Raw genomic sequence first — 17,390 nt, forward strand, 5'->3', positions numbered from 1 at the left:
AAGCAGGAGCATTCCCGGCCATACCACCAGCACACGAACTTGTCGCATGCTGTAAAAATTCGTGTACTCCAGACACGCCAACGCGGGAGCAGGCTCCCGCGCGGCGACATCCTACCAGTCACCGCCTAAAGGCAGTCAACCGGGCGACCAACAACTTACTTGTGGTCTTTGACTTCTTCGAACTCGGCATCGACAACGTCGTCGGCTTTTTCAGCTTTTTCGTCGTGCGGTGCTGCGCCTTCAGCAGGCTGAGCCTGTTCGGCGTACATCTTCTGCGCCACTGGAGCGGAGACTTTCGACAGCTCTTCAACCTTGGCTTCGATTGCAGCTTTGTCGTCGCCTTTAACAGCGGCTTCCAGAGCAACAACAGCAGCTTCGATTGCAGTCTTCTCTTCAGCAGTCACTTTGTCGCCTGCTTCAGTGACCATTTTGCGAGTCGAGTGAACCAGTGCATCGCCCTGGTTGCGGGCAGTGGCCAGCTCTTCGAACTTGCGGTCTTCCTCGGAGTTCGCTTCAGCATCGCGAATCATTTTCTCGATCTCTTCATCGGACAAACCGGAGTTTGCCTTGATCACGATCGATTGAGCCTTGCCGGTGGCCTTGTCTTTGGCGCCTACGTGCAGGATGCCGTTGGCGTCGATGTCGAAGGTCACTTCGATTTGTGGCACGCCACGTGGTGCTGGTGGAATCTCGGCCAGGTCGAACTTGCCCAGGGACTTGTTCTGGGCGGCTTGCTTACGCTCGCCTTGCAGCACGTGGATGGTCACGGCGCCCTGGTTGTCGTCGGCAGTCGAGAACACTTGCGATTTCTTGGTAGGAATCGTGGTGTTTTTCTCGATCAGCGCGGTCATCACGCCACCCATGGTTTCGATACCCAGGGTCAGCGGGCTGACGTCCAGCAGCAGAACGTCTTTCACGTCACCGGCCAATACGGCACCCTGGATAGCAGCACCCATGGCAACAGCTTCGTCCGGGTTCACGTCTTTACGTGCTTCTTTGCCGAAGAACTCGGTCACCAGCTTCTGAACCAGTGGCATACGGGTCTGACCGCCTACCAGGATCACGTCGTTGATCGAGCCAACTTCGATGCCGGAGTCTTTCAGAGCGATGCGGCAAGGTTCGATGGTGCGTTGAACCAGGTCTTCAACCAGCGCTTCCAGCTTGGCGCGGGAAATTTTCACGTTCAAGTGCTTAGGACCGGTGGCGTCTGCAGTGATGTACGGCAGGTTCACGTCGGTCGACATGCTCGAAGACAGTTCGATCTTGGCTTTCTCAGCGGCTTCTTTCAGGCGCTGCATGGCCAGCGGATCACCTTTGAGGTTCATGCCGCTTTCTTTCTTGAATTCGTCGACGAGGTAGTCGATCAGACGAATGTCAAAGTCTTCACCGCCCAGGAACGTGTCACCGTTGGTGGCCAATACTTCGAACTGGTGCTCGCCATCGACTTCAGCGATTTCGATCACGGAAACGTCGAAAGTACCGCCGCCCAGGTCGTAAACGATCACGGTGTGATCGCCTTTCGCCTTGTCCATACCGTAAGCCAGAGCGGCTGCGGTTGGTTCGTTGATGATACGTTTAACGTCCAGGCCCGCGATGCGGCCGGCGTCTTTGGTCGCCTGGCGCTGGCTGTCGTTGAAGTAGGCCGGAACGGTGATCACCGCTTCGGTCACTGGCTCGCCGAGGTAGTCTTCGGCGGTCTTCTTCATTTTCTTCAGAATTTCAGCCGAGATCTGTGGCGGCGACATTTTCTGGCCGTTCACTTCAACCCAAGCGTCGCCGTTGTCAGCCTTGGCGATTTTGTAAGGGACCATCTTGATGTCTTTCTGTACGACTTCTTCGTCGAACTTACGACCGATCAGACGCTTCACCGCATACAGGGTGTTGTGCGGATTGGTCACAGCCTGACGCTTGGCCGATTGACCAACGAGGATTTCGCCGTCGTTGGCGTAAGCGATGATCGACGGCGTGGTACGCGCGCCTTCAGCGTTTTCAATAACTTTGGCTACGCCGTTTTCAAGCACGGAGACGCAGGAGTTGGTAGTCCCCAGGTCGATACCGATAATTTTGCCCATGTTCACTCTCCCGAAACTTTGGATTTGGTTGCCGCAGCAGTGGTGGCTAACTGCGGTAGCACTTAAACGCTTGACTTCTAAATGGGGGCCTTGCGGCTAATTTCAAGCCTGCTCGTCAATCGAAGGCGAAACCGGTGCCGGTGCCTTGCTGACCACGACCATGGCCGGGCGCAGCAGACGACCATTGAGCTGATAGCCCTTCTGGAACACCTTGAGCACGCTGTTCGGCTCGACGTCAGCGCTTTCCTGCATGGCCATTGCCTGATGAAGAACGGCGTTGAACGGTTCGCCATGCGGGTCGATCGCTTCCAGCTGATAACGCTTCAGGGTGTCCTGGAACATTTTCAGGGTCAGCTCGATGCCTTCGCGCATTGGGCGGATGCTTTCATCGTCCGGGTTGGACAACTCCAGACCACGCTCAAGGCTGTCGATGATCGGCAGCAGATCACCGGCAAATTTTTCCAGAGCGAATTTGTGAGCCTTTTCGACATCCTGCTCAGCGCGACGGCGGACGTTCTGCAGATCGGCGGCAACACGCAAAGCCTGATCCTGCGCGCCTGCCAGTTGCTCTTCGAGCACTTGTACACGAGCCGCGAGGTCTTCACCCGAAGCCGCGGAGCCCTGGTTGGCTTCTTGATTTTGCGTATCCACTGTCTGTTCGTCAGCCATAGATTTCTCCTTTCAATATCGTCCGCGAGCTCAACTCGCGCTTCTGCCCAGCTATATGGGGCCGCAAAAATCAGCTTCAAGGGGTTTGTTGTGATTAACCCTACAAAAAACAGCTGCATTGTCATTTCCCGATGCGCTAACGATTTCGTCGGATCAATCAAATCGAGCTAAGAGAGGGCATTGTCAGCCGCAAATAAAACACTGTATAAATAACCAGACCTAAAGCCTGGGAGCGGCCTTTATGCTGGTGCACCTGTCCGTACACAATTACGCCATCGTTGAACATCTCGATCTCGAACTCGATCGCGGGATGAGTGTGATCACAGGGGAAACCGGCGCCGGCAAGTCGATCATGCTCGACGCCCTCGGCCTGACCCTGGGCGATCGCGCTGACAGTGGCGTGGTCCGCCCAGGCGCCGACAAGGCCGACATCCTGGCCACCTTCGACCTGGTCGATATTCCCGAAGCCAGTGCCTGGCTGGCCGAGCGCGACCTTGAAAGCGATGGCCCGTGCATCTTGCGCCGGGTGATCACCGCTGAGGGGCGCTCCCGCGGCTATATCAATGGCACGCCCTGCCCGCTTGGTGATCTCAAGGCCCTGGGCGAGTTGCTGATCGATATCCACAGCCAGCACGAGCACCAATCCCTGCTCAAGACCGACACCCACCGCCGCCTGCTCGACGAATACGCCGGCGCCACCGACCTTGCCCGCCAGGTGCAATTGGCCGCCCAACGCTGGCGCCAGACTCGCCAGGAACTGGAGCGCCTCTCCAACTCCGGCGATGAACAACGCGCCCGCCATCAACTGCTCAGCTATCAACTCGAAGAGCTGGAAAACCTCGGCCTCGGTGACAACGAACTGGAGCAATTGGAGCAGGAACACAAGAACCTGACCAACGCCGAAACCCTGCTGGGCATCTGCCGGCAAGTGGTCGAACAATGCAGCGAAAGTGATTCCGGCAATGTCCTGAACGCCCTGACCGCCAGCCTCAACCGCCTGTCGAGCGTGAACAACTCGATCGGCGCGCTGGGCGAAGCCAGCAGCTTGCTGACCAGTGCGCAGATCCAGGTTGAAGAGGCCGTGGGCGAACTGAATCGCTTCCTCGATAACTTCGATGCCGACCCGGCGCGCCTGCAGTACCTGGAAGAACGCCTCGATGCGATCTACACCATGGCGCGCAAGCACCGCATCCAGCCGACCGAGGTCGCCGAGATGCAGCAGCGCTTGCTGGATGAAATTGAAACCCTGAATGCCAATGATGAATCCATCGAGCGCCTGAGCGATGAACTGGCCTCTTATGCCCGCCATTATCAGGAGAAGGCTCGCGAACTGAGCGATCTGCGCCACCAGGCCTCCAGCAGCCTGGCCAGCGCCGTGGAGCAGGAAATCCAGCGACTGGGCATGCCCGGCGGCCGCTTCACCATCGAGTTGCGCCCCAACAGCAGCGATGAGCTGCTGCCTAACGGGCTCGAACAGGTAGAACTGCTGGTCAGCGCCAACCCCGGCCAGCCCTTGAAAGCTTTGGCCAAAGTAGCCTCGGGTGGTGAGCTGTCGCGGATCAGCCTGGCGATTCAGGTGATTACCGCACAGACTTCACGCGTACCCACCCTGGTATTCGACGAAGTGGACGTAGGCATCGGCGGCCCGACGGCCGAGATTGTCGGCCAGCTACTGCGTCGCCTCGGCGAGCGCGGACAGGTGCTGACAGTGACTCACTTGCCGCAAGTGGCGGCGCAAGGGCATCAGCATCTATTTGTGCACAAGGTGCGTGGCGAAGAGGCGACCCACACGGCCGTCTCCAAACTGAGCAAGAATGATCGCGTTGAAGAAGTCGCGCGGATGCTGGGCGGCATCGACCTCACCAAGGAATCCCTGGCGCACGCGAAAAAAATGGTCGTTACCGCAAAGATTTAAGAACGGCAGACAGCACGAAGGCGACCCTGGGGTCGCCTTCGTTCGTTTCGCGAATGTGAAATTCGCGCGACATGCTTACTTTTTCTTGCGCACGTACAGCACCAGATTGTGATCGACCATCTCGAAACCATACTTGTCGACGATGGCTTTCTGCAGGCGCTCGATTTCTTCGTCGAAGAATTCGATCACTTCGCTGGTTTCGACGTTGACCATATGGTCGTGATGCTTGCCGTCATCCAGCTCGAAGACCGCATGGCCTCCGTCGAAGTTGTGCCGCACCACAAGGCCAGCTGCCTCGAACTGAGTCAGTACACGGTAAACCGTGGCCAGACCGACGTCCTCACCAGCCTCCATCAGCGCCTTGTAAACATCCTCGGCACTCATGTGGCGTTGCTCGGCGGAATCGAGCATTTGCAGAATTTTGACCCGTGGAAGGGTCACTTTGAGACCGGCTTTGCGTAGTTCGCTATTTTCAACCATGGTCAGCTTTCTCGCGATGCTGCTTCGCAGCTTCTCTTAATGCGGGTATGATCGGCGTTTACGTTGTCCCAGCCAAGATAGTGGAAGTCGCCCACCGATGCAAAACACCAAGCTCTTGCTAACCAGTTTCACCTTTGTGGGACTGCTCGCACTCGCCGGTTGTTCATTCCCCGGGGTTTACAAAATCGACATCCAGCAGGGCAATGTCGTCACGCAGGACATGATAAACCAGTTACGCCCGGGAATGACCCGTAAGCAAGTACGGTTTATCATGGGCAACCCCCTGTTGACCGACACGTTCCATGCCGATCGCTGGGATTATCTGTACAGCCTGCAACCCGGTGGCGGTGAACGCCAACAGGAACGCATTAGCGTTATCTTCAACCCAAATGACCAACTTGTCAGCCTCTCTGGTGATTTCATGCCAGGCGTGAGCCGGGACGAAGCCATTCTCGGCAAGGACAGTGGCACTAACGTGACCGCGCCTGTTGAAAACGCCGAGAAGCCGAAACCGGAAAAACCAGTCAAGCCAGGTTCGTTGCTGGATCAGATCCAGAAGGACGTGGACGGCGTAGAAACCGTTCCAGTCCCGACGCCAGAACCGCTGGAAACTTCGCCGCAATAATTTGCGACGCAATAAAAAACCCGGAATGTCCGGGTTTTTTATTGTCTGGCATTTAATCAGGTCACTGATTTCGGGCTTTTGCCTCGGCGGCCTTGGCCGCGCGCAACCGGCGAACCTCTTTCGGATCGGCCAGCAAAGGCCGATAGATCTCGAGACGATCCCCCGCCCGAACCTGGTGTGTGTCCGGATCGGCGATCACCTTGCCGAAAATCCCGACAGGGCATTCGCCCAGATCCAGCTCTGGAAACGCTTCGCCTATTCCCGAATCAAGCAGCGCTGCGCGCACTGTTGTGCCTGCGGGCACCGTCACACAGCGGAGCACCTGACGATCAACGGCGGCATACACCACCTCGATTTCGATCACGGGCTTAACCATGTATCTGTTTGGCGCGCTGGCAGAACGCATCGACCAGCGTATTGGCCGCCTGATTGAACAATGGCCCCAGGGTCGCGCGAACAATCGGCCCGGCGTAATCGAACGACAGGTCCAGGCTGATCTTGCAGGCCTTGTCGGTCAACGCCTTGAACACCCAAATGCCATGCAACTGGGTGAATGGGCCTTCCTCGAGATTCATCTCGATCGATTGCCCGGGGACCAGAGTGTTACGCGTCACGAAATGCTGACTGAGGCCACCCTTGGCCACGCCAACGCTCGCGCGCATGTACTCGGGAGAGTTTTCCAGGACTTCGGCCGACGAGCACCACGGCAAAAACTCCGGGTAACGTGCCACGTCATTGACCAGGTCATACAGCGCTTGTGCCGGGTACGGCAGCAGAGCCGAACGTTGAATGTGTGTCGTCATGTCAGCGTCACTTCCACAGCTGGGCGGCAAACACTACAAGAATGCCGATGGGCGCCACATAGCGCATCAAAAACAGGGACAGATTGAACAGCATGGGGTTGCGGATCGACAACTCGTCGCGCACCGCTTCACGCCCCATCACCCATCCTGCAAACACCACGAAACACAAACCACCGAGTGGCAACATGATCCGCGAGGTAAAGAAATCGATCACGCCAAAGAAATCCAGACCGCCGGCCGCACCCCATTGATAGAGATGGAACATCCCGCCTTCGTTCACGAAAAATTTGGCTTCCTTCCAGATATTGAAGGAAAACACCGTGCCCAGACCGACGAACCAGCAGGTGAACGCCAGCCAGAAAGTCACCCACGCGCGGCTGACTTTAGTGCGTTCAACCAGGTAAGCCACCATCGGTTCGAGCAATGAAATCGCCGAACTCCAGGCTGCAATCGCGACCAGGACGAAGAACACTACCCCCATCAACTGGCCAAACGCTACGTTGCCAAAGGCAAATGGCAGGCTGACGAACATCAGGCCAGGGCCTTCGCTCGGGTTCAGGCCGGCGGCGAACACAATCGGAAACAATGCCAGACCCGCGACCAGCGAAACAAAGGTATCGAGCAGCGCGACACCGACCACGGTGCCGGAGATCGACGAGTGTTTCGGCATGTAGGCGCCATAAATCATGATCGAACCAACGCCCACGCTCAGGGAAAAGAACGCGTGCCCCATGGCCGGCAACAAGCCGTCGAGGACTTTTTCCGGATGGAAGTCGAACATGAAATGCACGCCCTCCATGAAATGGCCGGTGGTCATGCTGTAACCCAGCAGCACCAGAACCATCACGAAGAGCAGCGGCATCATGATGCGCAGGCTGCGCTCAAGGCCGGCGACTACGCCCCTGGCGATGACGACGGCGGACAACAGCATAAAAATCGTATGCCAAAGTGTCAGGCGCCATGGATCGGCGATCACCTTGCCAAAGTACGCACCGACCTGATCCGGCGTTACCCCCTGAAAGTCGCCGCGCCCCATGTCGATGATGTAATCCAGCGACCAACCACCGACGACACTATAGAAAGACAGGATCAGCAACGCCGTGATCATCCCGGCGAATGCGCCCCAGGACCACTTGCCCGAATGCCCGGCCTCCAGCGCCAGCACCTTCAAGGCATTGGCCGGACTTTGCCGGGCGCGGCGACCGATCAGGGTTTCAGCCAGCATGACCGGTACGCCGATCAGTGCGATACAGGCCAGGAACATCAATACAAAGGCACCGCCGCCGTAGACCCCGACCATGTACGGGAACTTCCAGATGCTACCCAGGCCCACGGCCGAACCGGTCGCGGCGAGTATGAAGACCCAGCGGCTAGCCCAACTGCCGTGGACAGAAACCTTGTCTGTCGACATCGTTACCACGTCCAAGCATTGAAAAAAGAGGGCGCATTGTCCGGGATTCAATCAACCTGCTCAAGCACGCAGCATCACCGTAGCCGACTCGCGTGCAACTCCCTATAATGCCGCCCCTATGGCTAAACAGAAGAAACACCCAACAGGGACCATCGCGCAGAATAAAAAGGCGCGACACGATTACTTCATCGAACATCGGTTCGAGGCTGGTCTGGTCCTGGCCGGCTGGGAAGTAAAAAGTCTGCGGGCAAGCAAGCTGCAACTGGTCGACAGTTACGTGCTGCTCAAGGATGGCGAAGCCTGGCTGCTCGGCAGCCACATTACGCCCCTGACGACCGCCAGCACGCACGTCATCGCCGATCCGACGCGCACCCGCAAATTGCTGCTCAACCGCCGCGAGCTGGAAAAGCTGGCCGCCGCCGTGCAGCAAAAGGGTTACGCCTGCGTGTGCCTGTCCTGGTACTGGAGCAAGCACATGGTCAAGTGCGAGATCGCTCTGGGCAAGGGCAAGAAGGAATACGACAAGCGTGATACCGAACGCGAACGCGACGCCGGTCGCGAGTTGCAGCGAGCGGTGCGCAACAAGGGCAAGGAAGAGTAATTCCTTTCCTTGAGACCGTAATCGCCGGCAAGCCGGCTCCTACAGGATTTGCGCTGTAGGAGCCGGCTTGCCGGCGATTGCGATCAAACAAACACCAAAAACCTTACTAACTACATCCCCTTGCGCCGCTCCGCCCGGGCCATGCGCTGCACTTCCTGACGCACCTCTTCCAGCACTTCCTGTACATACAGAATGTGTCGACTGGAAACTTCCCGCGCCTGCTCCGCCCGTCCCTCAATAATCGCCATGTACAACTCCCGATGCTGCGTGATCAGCATGTCGCGGGTTTCCGTGCGCTGTTTGTACATGCCGCCAATGTTGGTCACCACGTTGCGTTTGAGCAGATCGAACAGCCCGCGAATGGTGTGCAGCAACACCGCGTTGTGACTGGCTTCGGCGATTGCCAGGTGAAACTTCGCGTCCGCCGCCCCCTCTTCCGCCCGACTCACTTCATCGTGACGGGTGTAGCAGTCCTGCAATTCATTGAAGGCCGCGGTCAGCCGCTCGCGATCGACATCTGTCGCCCGCATTGCTGCGTAATAGGCGCAGGACGCTTCCAGGGTATGGCGAAATTCAAGCAGATCGCGCTGGGCCTCGGGGTTGCTTTCAAGCAGATGAAGCAGCGGATCACTGAAGGTCGTGCCCAGTGACTCCACCACATAGTTGCCGCCACCCTGGCGACTGACCAGCAAGCCCTTGGCCGCCAGCTTCTGAATCGCTTCGCGCAACGAAGGGCGTGACACGCCGAACTGCTCGGCCAATGCGCGCTCGGCCGGCAAGCGCTCACCAGCCTTCAGCGTGCCCTCGAGGATCATCCCCTCGAGCTGCTCGACAATATCGTCAGACAAACGGCGCTGACGAATTTGATCAAACCCCATAACTCAATTCTCCACGATCCCGACGGCTCGCCGGGCTCTCTATTCTGGCCTATCGGCGCTTTGCCAGCACCTACCAGACGGCATTTATACGACCGGCTCAAACAGGCGCCACAGCGTTTGTTCGACAAAAGTTTTAGGGCGGCAAATTGACACGCCGCCTACAAGGCTTTTACCCTAGCGAACAGCGATTGTAAATTGGTATTACCAATTATCCAAGAACGCTGATCAGTGCCTGACCAACAACAATTAGGGGCCACCCCATATGCAAACCTGGCAACAGCTCTATACCCCGCTCGGCAGCCTCGGCTTTTCCGCGCTCGCAGCCGTTCTCCCCATCGTGTTTTTCTTCCTGGCGTTGGCCGTGTTCCGACTCAAAGGGCACGTGGCCGGCAGCATCACGCTGGCCTTGTCCATTGCGGTGGCCATCTTCGCGTTCCAGATGCCGATCGATATGGCATTCGCCGCCGCCGGGTATGGCTTCGCCTACGGCCTGTGGCCGATTGCGTGGATCATCGTCGCAGCCGTGTTCCTCTACAAACTGACGGTCAAGAGTGGTCAGTTCGAGGTGATTCGCAGCTCCGTCCTGTCGATCACCGACGACCAGCGTTTGCAGGTGCTGCTGATCGGTTTCTGCTTCGGTGCATTCCTTGAAGGTGCAGCCGGTTTCGGCGCACCGGTAGCGATTACCGCCGCCCTCCTTGTAGGACTCGGCTTCAACCCGCTGTACGCCGCAGGCCTGTGCCTGATCGCCAACACCGCGCCAGTGGCCTTCGGCGCTTTGGGGATCCCGATCATCGTGGCCGGGCAAGTGACCGGTATCGACGCGTTCAAGATCGGCGCCATGACCGGTCGCCAACTGCCGCTGCTGTCGCTGTTCGTGCCGTTCTGGCTGGTGTTCATGATGGACGGCCTGCGCGGCGTGCGGGAAACCTGGCCAGCAGCACTGGTGGCCGGTTTGAGCTTCGCCATCACCCAATACTTCACGTCGAACTTCATCGGCCCGGAACTGCCGGACATCACCTCGGCCCTGGCCAGCCTGATTTCCCTGACGCTGTTCCTGAAAGTCTGGCAGCCGAAACGCGCCGCAGGCCAACACATCGTCGGCGCCGTTTCGGCCTCTGTTGTGACTGCCAGCGCCGGCGGTTTCGGCCAGCCGCGCACAACCGTGGCCTCGCCTTACAGCCTCGGTGAAATTTTCAAAGCCTGGTCGCCGTTCCTGATCCTCACCGTGCTGGTCACCATCTGGACCCTGAAGCCGTTCAAGGCGATGTTCGCCGCCGGCGGCTCGATGTACGGCTGGGTGTTCAACTTCGCCATTCCGCACCTGGACCAAATGGTGATCAAGGTCGCTCCGATCGTGACCGCTCCGACCGCCATCCCGGCTGTGTTCAAACTCGATCCGATTTCCGCGACCGGCACGGCGATTTTCTTCTCCGCACTGATCTCGATGCTGGTGTTGAAGATCAACATCAAAACTGGTCTGACCACTTTTAGAGAGACGTTCTACGAGCTGCGTTGGCCGATTCTGTCCATCGGCATGGTGTTGGCGTTCGCCTTCGTCACCAACTACTCGGGCATGTCGTCGACCATGGCACTGGTATTGGCAGGCACCGGCGCGGCATTCCCGTTCTTCTCGCCGTTCCTCGGCTGGCTGGGTGTGTTCCTGACCGGTTCCGACACCTCGTCCAACGCACTGTTCAGCTCGTTGCAAGCGACCACCGCGCACCAGATCGGCGTCAACGACACCTTGTTGGTGGCGGCAAACACCAGCGGCGGTGTGACCGGCAAGATGATCTCGCCACAATCGATCGCCGTGGCCTGCGCCGCGACCGGTCTGGTCGGCAAGGAATCGGACCTGTTCCGTTTCACCCTCAAGCACAGCCTGTTCTTCGCAACCATCGTCGGCCTGATCACCTTGGCTCAGGCCTACTGGTTCACCGGCATGCTGGTGCACTAAGTACTACACGAAAAAACGCAAAAACCGACGCCGGACCACGATTCCGGCGTCAGCTATTCACAACCCGGTCTGTAAGGCTGCTGAAAGAATCTCTCTCTATATTCAGCAGCCTCAGCGGACGGATAACCGGGACCACCCGGAGACACGCCTGATGAGCGAGCTTTTTTACAACGCCGTGCCGAACGCGACCCGCGTCGCCCCGCTACTGCCCAAGCCTCGGCAATATCCCAGCGAAAAACCGGCACGGGTCTACCTGTTCGGGACCTGCGTGGTTGATCTGTTCTACCCGGAAGCCGGGATGGATGCGATTCACCTGCTGGAACGCGAAGGCATTCGTGTCGAGTACCCGCAAGGGCAAAGCTGCTGCGGGCAACCGGCCTACACCTCCGGTTACACCGACCAGGCCCGGACCGTGGCGCGCGCGCAACTGGCGCTGTTCGCTGGAGATTATCCGGTGGTGGTGCCGTCGGGATCGTGCGCCGGCATGCTGCGCGAGCACTATGCCGACTTGTTCAAGGACGAGCCGCAAACGTTGAAACAGGTTCAGGCCCTGGCGGCCCGGACGTATGAGCTGGCCGAGTTTCTGTTGTTTGTCTGCAAAGTGCAGCTCAAGGACAGCGGCGAACCGGTCAAAGTGGCGTTGCACACATCGTGTTCGGCACGTCGTGAGATGAACACCCACTTGCACGGCCGCGAGTTGTTGGCGCAGTTGGGGAATGTGGAGCGAGTCGAGCACAGCCATGAAAGTGAATGCTGTGGCTTCGGTGGGACTTTCAGCGTCCGTATGCCAGACATTTCCGGCGCGATGGTGGCTGACAAGACCCGGGCGTTGAAGGAATCTGGCGCGCACAAGGTACTCAGTGCCGATTGCGGTTGCCTGATGAACATCAACGGCTCGCTGGAGAAACAGAAGGAAGCGTTGCGCGGCCAACACCTGGCCAGTTTCCTTTGGCAGCGCACCGGAGGTGTTCAATGAACGCTTCCGCGATTATTCCTACGGTTGCCGTAGAAGAAGATTTCCGCACCCGTGCGCACAAGGCGTTGGGTGACAAGCAACTGCGAAACAACTTTCGCACTGCGATGGATTCACTGATGACAAAACGGGCAGCGTCCTTCAGCGATGCCCATGAAAGAGAACATTTGCGAGCGCTGGGCAATGCTGTCCGCGCCCGTGCGTTATCGAAGCTGCCCGACCTGCTCGAGCAACTTGAACAGAACCTGACCCGCAACGGTGTGACAGTGCACTGGGCGGAAACGGTGGATGAAGCCAATGGCATCGTCCTCTCGATCATCCGCGCTCACGAGGGGCGGCAAGTGATCAAGGGCAAATCGATGGTCAGCGAAGAAATGGAGATGAACCATTTCCTCGCTGAACGGGGCATTGAATGCCTGGAATCGGACATGGGCGAGTACATCGTCCAGCTCGACCACGAGAAGCCTTCACACATTATTATGCCGGCGATCCACAAGAATGCCGGTCAGGTCGCGTCCTTGTTCCATGACAAACTTGGCGTGGAATACACCAAGGACGTTGACCAACTCATTCAGATCGGTCGCAAAGTCTTGCGGCAGAAATTCTTCGAAGCGGACATCGGCGTCTCAGGCGTCAACTTCGCCGTGGCTGAAACCGGCACCCTGCTGCTGGTGGAAAACGAAGGCAACGGGCGCATGACCACTACGGTGCCGCCGGTACACATCGCCGTTACCGGCATCGAAAAAGTCGTGGAAAACCTGCGTGACGTGGTGCCGCTGGTGTCACTGCTGACCCGCTCGGCCCTCGGCCAGCCGATCACTAGCTACGTCAATATGATCTCCGGCCCACGCAAGGCCGATGAACTCGATGGCCCGCAGGAAGTGCACCTTGTGCTGCTGGACAACGGTCGCAGCCAGGCCTTTGCCGACAGTGAATTACGCCAGACCCTGAACTGCATTCGCTGCGGCGCCTGTATGAATCATTGCCCGGTCTACACTCGAATCGGCGGCCACGCCTATGGGGAGGTTTACCCTGGGCCTATCGGAAAAATCATCACGCCGCACATGGTCGGCCTGGCGAATGTCCCGGATCATCCGAGTGCGTCATCGCTGTGTGGTGCTTGCGGCGAAGCCTGTCCGGTAAAAATTCCTATCCCTTCCCTACTGCGACGCCTGCGGGAAGAGAACGTCAAAGCCCCGGATAGCCCGCATCAAGTGATGCGCGGCCAGGGCAGCAAGTATTCGCGCAAGGAGCGTTTTATCTGGAATGCCTGGGCGAAACTCAACAGCTCACCGACGCTGTATCGACTGTTCGGCTTTGTCGCCACGCGTCTGCGTGCCCTCGCACCGAGCAACGTCGGCCCCTGGACGCAAAACCACAGCGCCCCAAAACCGGCTGCCCGCTCACTGCACGATATGGCCCGCGAGCATCTGGCCAAACAGGGAGACCGCTGATGAGCGCCAAGCAAAACATCCTCGCCAAGTTACGGAAAAGTCTGACCGGCACCACGCCCGTGCCTGACGAGTTCGACGTCGAACTGGTGACAGCGCCGTACACCTACGCACCCGAACAACGCATTCCGCAGCTGCGCAAACTGATGGAAGCGGTGCACACGGAAATCCATCTGACGTCCGGCGAAGCCTGGCCTTCGTTGCTTGCTCAGTTGCTGCGGGATCGTCAGTTGCCGAGCCTGTTGATCGCGCCGACGACGCCGCACGGTCAACGTGTCACTCAGCACTGGGCGAAAAATCCTGGCTTGCCGACGCTACAAGCCTACGACCGCCCGGTGGAAGAATGGAAAGCCGAGCTGTTCAACGACACACCGGCCAGCCTGACCACCACCCTCGGCGCAATCGCCGCCACAGGTAGTCTGATTCTCTGGCCGACGCGGGAAGAACCGCGCTTGATGAGCCTGGTGCCCCCCGTACATTTCGCCCTGCTCAAGGCCAGTGAAATCCGTGACAACTTCTATCAGGTGCAGCAGGAGTTCAACTGGGCTCACGGCATGCCGACCAACGCGCTGCTGGTGTCCGGCCCGTCGAAAACGGCCGACATCGAACAAGTCCTGGCTTACGGTGCCCACGGCCCGAAAGACCTGGTGGTTTTGATCCTGGAGGACCAATGACTCTACCGGCGACTTTCCTGCGAGATGCGCAGCAACTGATACCTCAAGAACGACGGTTCGACGACCCGCTGTCGACATTGGCGTTCGGCACCGATGCCAGTTTCTACCGGTTGATTCCGCAATTGGTGATCCGCGTCGAGTCTGAAGATGAAGTGGTGGCGCTGCTGAAACTGGCGCAACGGGATCAGGTTCCGGTGACCTTCCGCGCCGCCGGCACCAGCCTGTCCGGCCAGGCCATCAGCGATTCGGTGCTGATCGTGCTTGGGGATAACTGGAACGGACGCGAGATCCGCGGCCACGGCACGCAAATCCGTCTGCAGCCGGGCGTCATCGGCGCGCAGGCCAACGCGTGGCTGGCGCCGTTCGGACGTAAGATCGGTCCCGACCCGGCCTCGATCAACGCCTGCAAAATCGGCGGTATCGTCGCCAATAACGCCAGCGGCATGTGCTGCGGCACGGCGCAAAATACCTATCACACGCTGGCCGGTATTCGCCTGGTGCTCGCCGACGGCAGCCGCCTCGACACCGAAGATGCGGCGAGTGTAGCGGCGTTTCGTGAGAGCCACGCAGCGTTGCTTGAACGTTTAGCGACACTGGGCCGCGAGACCCGCGCCAATTCCGAACTGGCTGCAAAAATACGCCACAAATACCGTCTGAAAAATACCACTGGCCTGTCACTTAACGCCCTGGTGGATTACGACGAGCCTGTGGATATCTTGAGCCACTTGCTGGTGGGTTCCGAAGGCACGCTGGGGTTCATCAGTGCCGTGACCTACGACACGGTGATCGACCACCCGAACAAGGCCTCGGCACTGATCGTATTCCCGGATGTGGAGACCTGCTGCAACGCCGTCACCGTGCTGAAAAGCCAACCGGTGTCGGCCGTGGAACTGCTCGACCGTCGCAGTCTGCGTTCAGTGCAGAACAAACCCGGCATGCCGGATTTCGTACAGCACCTGTCGAACAATGCCTGCGCGCTGCTGATCGAATCCCGCGCCGCGTCGTCGACTTTGCTGCACGAGCAACTGGCGCAAATCATGGCGTCGCTGACTTCGTTCCCAGTGGAAAAACAGGTCGACTTCACCGAAGACCCAATCGAGAACGCCCGCCTCTGGGCCATTCGCAAGGACACCTTCCCCGCCGTCGGCGCGGTGCGCAAAACCGGCACCACGGTGATCATCGAAGACGTGACCTTCCCGGTAGAGCAACTGGCCATCGGCGTGAATCGTCTGATCGAGTTGTTCGACAAGTATCACTACGACGAAGCGATCCTTTTCGGACACGCGCTGGAAGGTAATCTGCACTTCGTCTTCACCCAAGGCTTCAACAACCCGGAAGAAGTCGCACGCTATCAGGCGTTCATGGACGACGTGGCGCAGTTGGTCGCGGTGGAATTCGGCGGTTCGCTGAAGGCCGAGCACGGCACCGGTCGCAACATGGCGCCGTTCGTGGAGCTGGAATGGGGCAGCGATGCCTACCAGTTGATGTGGCAGCTCAAACGCCTGCTCGACCCCAACGGCATTCTCAATCCGGATGTGGTGCTCAGCGACGATCCGCAGATTCACCTCAAACACCTGAAGCCGTTGCCGGCCGCCGACGAGATTGTGGATAAGTGCATCGAGTGCGGTTTTTGTGAGCCGGTCTGCCCGTCGAAAGGCCTGACCCTGAGCCCGCGCCAGCGCATCGTGATCTGGCGAGACATTCAGGCAAAAAAACGCGCCGGCGTGGACACCACGGAACTCGAAGCCGCTTACGAATACCAGGGCATCGATACCTGCGCCGCCACCGGATTGTGCGCACAGCGTTGCCCTGTAGGAATCAATACTGGCGAGCTGGTGAAAAAGCTTCGCGGCCGTAAGGCGACGCATACGAAAACTGCCAATTGGCTGGAAGGCAATTTCGCCACCGCGCTGCAAGGCGCCCGTTTCACCCTGCATGTGGCCAATGGCGCGCGGATGCTGCTGGGGGCGCCACGTCTGGCGAAGCTTTCGGCAACGCTGACGAAGTTGTCCAAAGGCCAGGTCCCACAATGGACCAACGCCATGCCGCAGCCAGAAAAAGCCATTCGCTTCAGCCCGATCGTGTCGGACGAGCGCCCTCGCGTGGTGTACCTGGCGGCTTGTGTCTCGCGGGTCATGGGCCCGGCGGCTGGTGATAAAGAGCAAATGTCGCTGTACGACAAAACCCGTGGCCTGCTGGAAAAAGCCGGTTACCAGGTAGTCTTTCCGGACAATCAGGACAGCCTCTGCTGCGGCCAGCCGTTTGCCTCCAAGGGCTACGCCGAACAGGCCGAACACAAGCGCCAGGAACTGATTGGCGCGCTACTGCACGCCAGCCGTGGCGGGCTCGATCCGATCTACTGCGACACCAGCCCCTGCACCTTGCGACTGGTTCAGGACTTGGGAGATGTTCGACTGGACCTGTACGACCCGGTGCGTTTCATCCGTACGCATTTGATGGATCGACTCGACTTCACACCGCAGGAAGCGCCCATCGCCGTGCATGTCACGTGCAGCACTCAGCACCTCGGGGAAAGCCAGGCGCTGATTGATCTGGCGCGCAAGTGCAGCAAAAACGTGGTCATTCCCGAAGGCATTCACTGCTGTGGATTTGCCGGCGACAAGGGCTTCACCACGCCGGAGCTGAACGCCCATTCGCTGCGTACGCTTAAGGACGCGGTGCAACAGTGCAGTGAGGGGATTTCGACCAGCCGCACCTGCGAGATCGGTCTGACGCAACATGGTGGAATTGACTACCACGGGCTGGTCTATCTGGTGGATCGGGTCACACAGCCGAGGGGCATCTGAAGAAAAATAGAACCCTGACGAAACGTCGTAGTCCACTGGTTAAGCCCGGACATTGCCGGGCCTTACCCAACCTC

At 58.7% G+C, this 17,390-nt stretch carries 15 protein-coding genes; 8 read left to right on the top strand and 7 right to left on the bottom strand.

What is annotated here, in order from left to right:
- Positions 1-155 precede the first annotated feature (155 nt).
- A complete protein-coding gene (gene dnaK, locus J4E42_RS11720; protein WP_008029786.1) occupies positions 156-2,072 on the bottom strand; it encodes a molecular chaperone DnaK in 1,917 nt (638 codons plus the stop codon).
- A gap of 102 nt (positions 2,073-2,174) precedes the next feature.
- On the bottom strand, positions 2,175-2,741 hold the full coding sequence (gene grpE / locus J4E42_RS11725; RefSeq protein WP_008029789.1) for a nucleotide exchange factor GrpE: 567 nt from the start codon (positions 2,739-2,741) through the stop codon (positions 2,175-2,177).
- A 241-nt stretch (positions 2,742-2,982) separates the two neighbouring features.
- On the opposite strand from grpE, the gene recN reads away from it, so the two are divergent.
- The gene (gene recN / locus J4E42_RS11730) at positions 2,983-4,656 is read left to right on the top strand and encodes a DNA repair protein RecN (protein WP_007942901.1); all 1,674 of its coding nucleotides are present in this window, start codon (positions 2,983-2,985) and stop codon (positions 4,654-4,656) included.
- A gap of 75 nt (positions 4,657-4,731) precedes the next feature.
- On the opposite strand, the gene fur is transcribed toward recN, so the two are convergent.
- Complete coding sequence (fur, locus tag J4E42_RS11735) at positions 4,732-5,136, bottom strand: ferric iron uptake transcriptional regulator (RefSeq protein WP_003197684.1); 405 nt, start codon at positions 5,134-5,136, stop codon at positions 4,732-4,734.
- A 97-nt stretch (positions 5,137-5,233) separates the two neighbouring features.
- Between fur and J4E42_RS11740 the strand changes: the two genes are divergently transcribed.
- The gene (locus J4E42_RS11740) at positions 5,234-5,761 is read left to right on the top strand and encodes an outer membrane protein assembly factor BamE (RefSeq protein WP_008029791.1); all 528 of its coding nucleotides are present in this window, start codon (positions 5,234-5,236) and stop codon (positions 5,759-5,761) included.
- Between the two features lie 61 nt (positions 5,762-5,822).
- Here J4E42_RS11740 and J4E42_RS11745 read toward each other — a convergent pair whose 3' ends face one another.
- Genes J4E42_RS11745 through J4E42_RS11755 form a run of 3 tightly spaced genes read right to left on the bottom strand, consistent with a single transcriptional unit; the run spans position 5,823 to position 7,975 of the window.
- Positions 5,823-6,137 carry an RnfH family protein gene (locus tag J4E42_RS11745; RefSeq protein WP_008036537.1) on the bottom strand — a complete coding sequence of 105 codons (315 nt, stop codon included), beginning with the start codon at positions 6,135-6,137 and terminating at the stop codon, positions 5,823-5,825.
- Positions 6,130-6,564 carry a type II toxin-antitoxin system RatA family toxin gene (locus tag J4E42_RS11750; protein WP_008029796.1) on the bottom strand — a complete coding sequence of 145 codons (435 nt, stop codon included), beginning with the start codon at positions 6,562-6,564 and terminating at the stop codon, positions 6,130-6,132. Before J4E42_RS11750 ends, J4E42_RS11745 begins: the two co-directional genes overlap by 8 nt.
- Before the next feature lie 7 nt (positions 6,565-6,571).
- Positions 6,572-7,975, bottom strand: coding sequence for a sodium-dependent transporter (locus J4E42_RS11755; RefSeq protein ID WP_008029797.1), 1,404 nt, complete (start codon positions 7,973-7,975; stop codon positions 6,572-6,574).
- 118 nt (positions 7,976-8,093) lie between these two features.
- Between J4E42_RS11755 and smpB the strand changes: the two genes are divergently transcribed.
- Positions 8,094-8,576 (top strand): SsrA-binding protein SmpB, encoded by a 483-nt coding sequence (gene smpB, locus J4E42_RS11760; protein WP_008029800.1) that lies wholly within the window; start codon positions 8,094-8,096, stop codon positions 8,574-8,576.
- Between the two features lie 110 nt (positions 8,577-8,686).
- Here the strand turns inward: smpB and J4E42_RS11765 are convergent, their stop codons facing one another.
- Entirely contained in the window at positions 8,687-9,454 is a 768-nt protein-coding gene (locus J4E42_RS11765) for a GntR family transcriptional regulator (protein ID WP_008029801.1), read from the bottom strand.
- Positions 9,455-9,716: 262 nt separating this feature from the next.
- Here J4E42_RS11765 and J4E42_RS11770 point away from each other — a divergent pair, with 262 nt between their 5' ends.
- The 5 genes from J4E42_RS11770 to J4E42_RS11790 all read left to right on the top strand — a co-directional run bounded on the left by J4E42_RS11770 (position 9,717) and on the right by J4E42_RS11790 (position 17,316).
- The gene (locus tag J4E42_RS11770) at positions 9,717-11,411 is read left to right on the top strand and encodes a lactate permease LctP family transporter (protein WP_207285300.1); all 1,695 of its coding nucleotides are present in this window, start codon (positions 9,717-9,719) and stop codon (positions 11,409-11,411) included.
- Positions 11,412-11,562: 151 nt separating this feature from the next.
- A complete protein-coding gene (locus tag J4E42_RS11775) occupies positions 11,563-12,387 on the top strand; it encodes a (Fe-S)-binding protein (RefSeq protein ID WP_207285301.1) in 825 nt (274 codons plus the stop codon).
- Positions 12,384-13,838 carry a LutB/LldF family L-lactate oxidation iron-sulfur protein gene (locus J4E42_RS11780; protein WP_207285302.1) on the top strand — a complete coding sequence of 485 codons (1,455 nt, stop codon included), beginning with the start codon at positions 12,384-12,386 and terminating at the stop codon, positions 13,836-13,838. The genes J4E42_RS11775 and J4E42_RS11780 overlap by 4 nt, the downstream gene beginning before the upstream one ends.
- Positions 13,838-14,509 carry a lactate utilization protein gene (locus J4E42_RS11785; protein ID WP_207285303.1) on the top strand — a complete coding sequence of 224 codons (672 nt, stop codon included), beginning with the start codon at positions 13,838-13,840 and terminating at the stop codon, positions 14,507-14,509. The genes J4E42_RS11780 and J4E42_RS11785 overlap by 1 nt, the downstream gene beginning before the upstream one ends.
- Entirely contained in the window at positions 14,506-17,316 is a 2,811-nt protein-coding gene (locus tag J4E42_RS11790; RefSeq protein ID WP_207285304.1) for an FAD-binding and (Fe-S)-binding domain-containing protein, read from the top strand. The genes J4E42_RS11785 and J4E42_RS11790 overlap by 4 nt, the downstream gene beginning before the upstream one ends.
- The last annotated feature ends 74 nt before the right edge of the window (positions 17,317-17,390 follow it).

This window comes from Pseudomonas sp. FW300-N2A2 (assembly GCF_017351735.1).
Lineage (GTDB): Bacteria > Pseudomonadota > Gammaproteobacteria > Pseudomonadales > Pseudomonadaceae > Aquipseudomonas > Aquipseudomonas migulae.

What these genes read in the sequence shown, in the direction of transcription:
- dnaK (WP_008029786.1), bottom strand. Translation starts at nt 2,072, where the DNA reads ATGGGCAAAATTATCGGTATCGACCTGGGGACTACCAACTCCTGCGTC.
- grpE (WP_008029789.1), bottom strand. Translation starts at nt 2,741, where the DNA reads ATGGCTGACGAACAGACAGTGGATACGCAAAATCAAGAAGCCAACCAG.
- recN (WP_007942901.1), top strand. Translation starts at nt 2,983, where the DNA reads ATGCTGGTGCACCTGTCCGTACACAATTACGCCATCGTTGAACATCTC.
- fur (WP_003197684.1), bottom strand. Translation starts at nt 5,136, where the DNA reads ATGGTTGAAAATAGCGAACTACGCAAAGCCGGTCTCAAAGTGACCCTT.
- J4E42_RS11740 (WP_008029791.1), top strand. Translation starts at nt 5,234, where the DNA reads ATGCAAAACACCAAGCTCTTGCTAACCAGTTTCACCTTTGTGGGACTG.
- J4E42_RS11745 (WP_008036537.1), bottom strand. Translation starts at nt 6,137, where the DNA reads ATGGTTAAGCCCGTGATCGAAATCGAGGTGGTGTATGCCGCCGTTGAT.
- J4E42_RS11750 (WP_008029796.1), bottom strand. Translation starts at nt 6,564, where the DNA reads ATGACGACACACATTCAACGTTCGGCTCTGCTGCCGTACCCGGCACAA.
- J4E42_RS11755 (WP_008029797.1), bottom strand. Translation starts at nt 7,975, where the DNA reads ATGTCGACAGACAAGGTTTCTGTCCACGGCAGTTGGGCTAGCCGCTGG.
- smpB (WP_008029800.1), top strand. Translation starts at nt 8,094, where the DNA reads ATGGCTAAACAGAAGAAACACCCAACAGGGACCATCGCGCAGAATAAA.
- J4E42_RS11765 (WP_008029801.1), bottom strand. Translation starts at nt 9,454, where the DNA reads ATGGGGTTTGATCAAATTCGTCAGCGCCGTTTGTCTGACGATATTGTC.
- J4E42_RS11770 (WP_207285300.1), top strand. Translation starts at nt 9,717, where the DNA reads ATGCAAACCTGGCAACAGCTCTATACCCCGCTCGGCAGCCTCGGCTTT.
- J4E42_RS11775 (WP_207285301.1), top strand. Translation starts at nt 11,563, where the DNA reads ATGAGCGAGCTTTTTTACAACGCCGTGCCGAACGCGACCCGCGTCGCC.
- J4E42_RS11780 (WP_207285302.1), top strand. Translation starts at nt 12,384, where the DNA reads ATGAACGCTTCCGCGATTATTCCTACGGTTGCCGTAGAAGAAGATTTC.
- J4E42_RS11785 (WP_207285303.1), top strand. Translation starts at nt 13,838, where the DNA reads ATGAGCGCCAAGCAAAACATCCTCGCCAAGTTACGGAAAAGTCTGACC.
- J4E42_RS11790 (WP_207285304.1), top strand. Translation starts at nt 14,506, where the DNA reads ATGACTCTACCGGCGACTTTCCTGCGAGATGCGCAGCAACTGATACCT.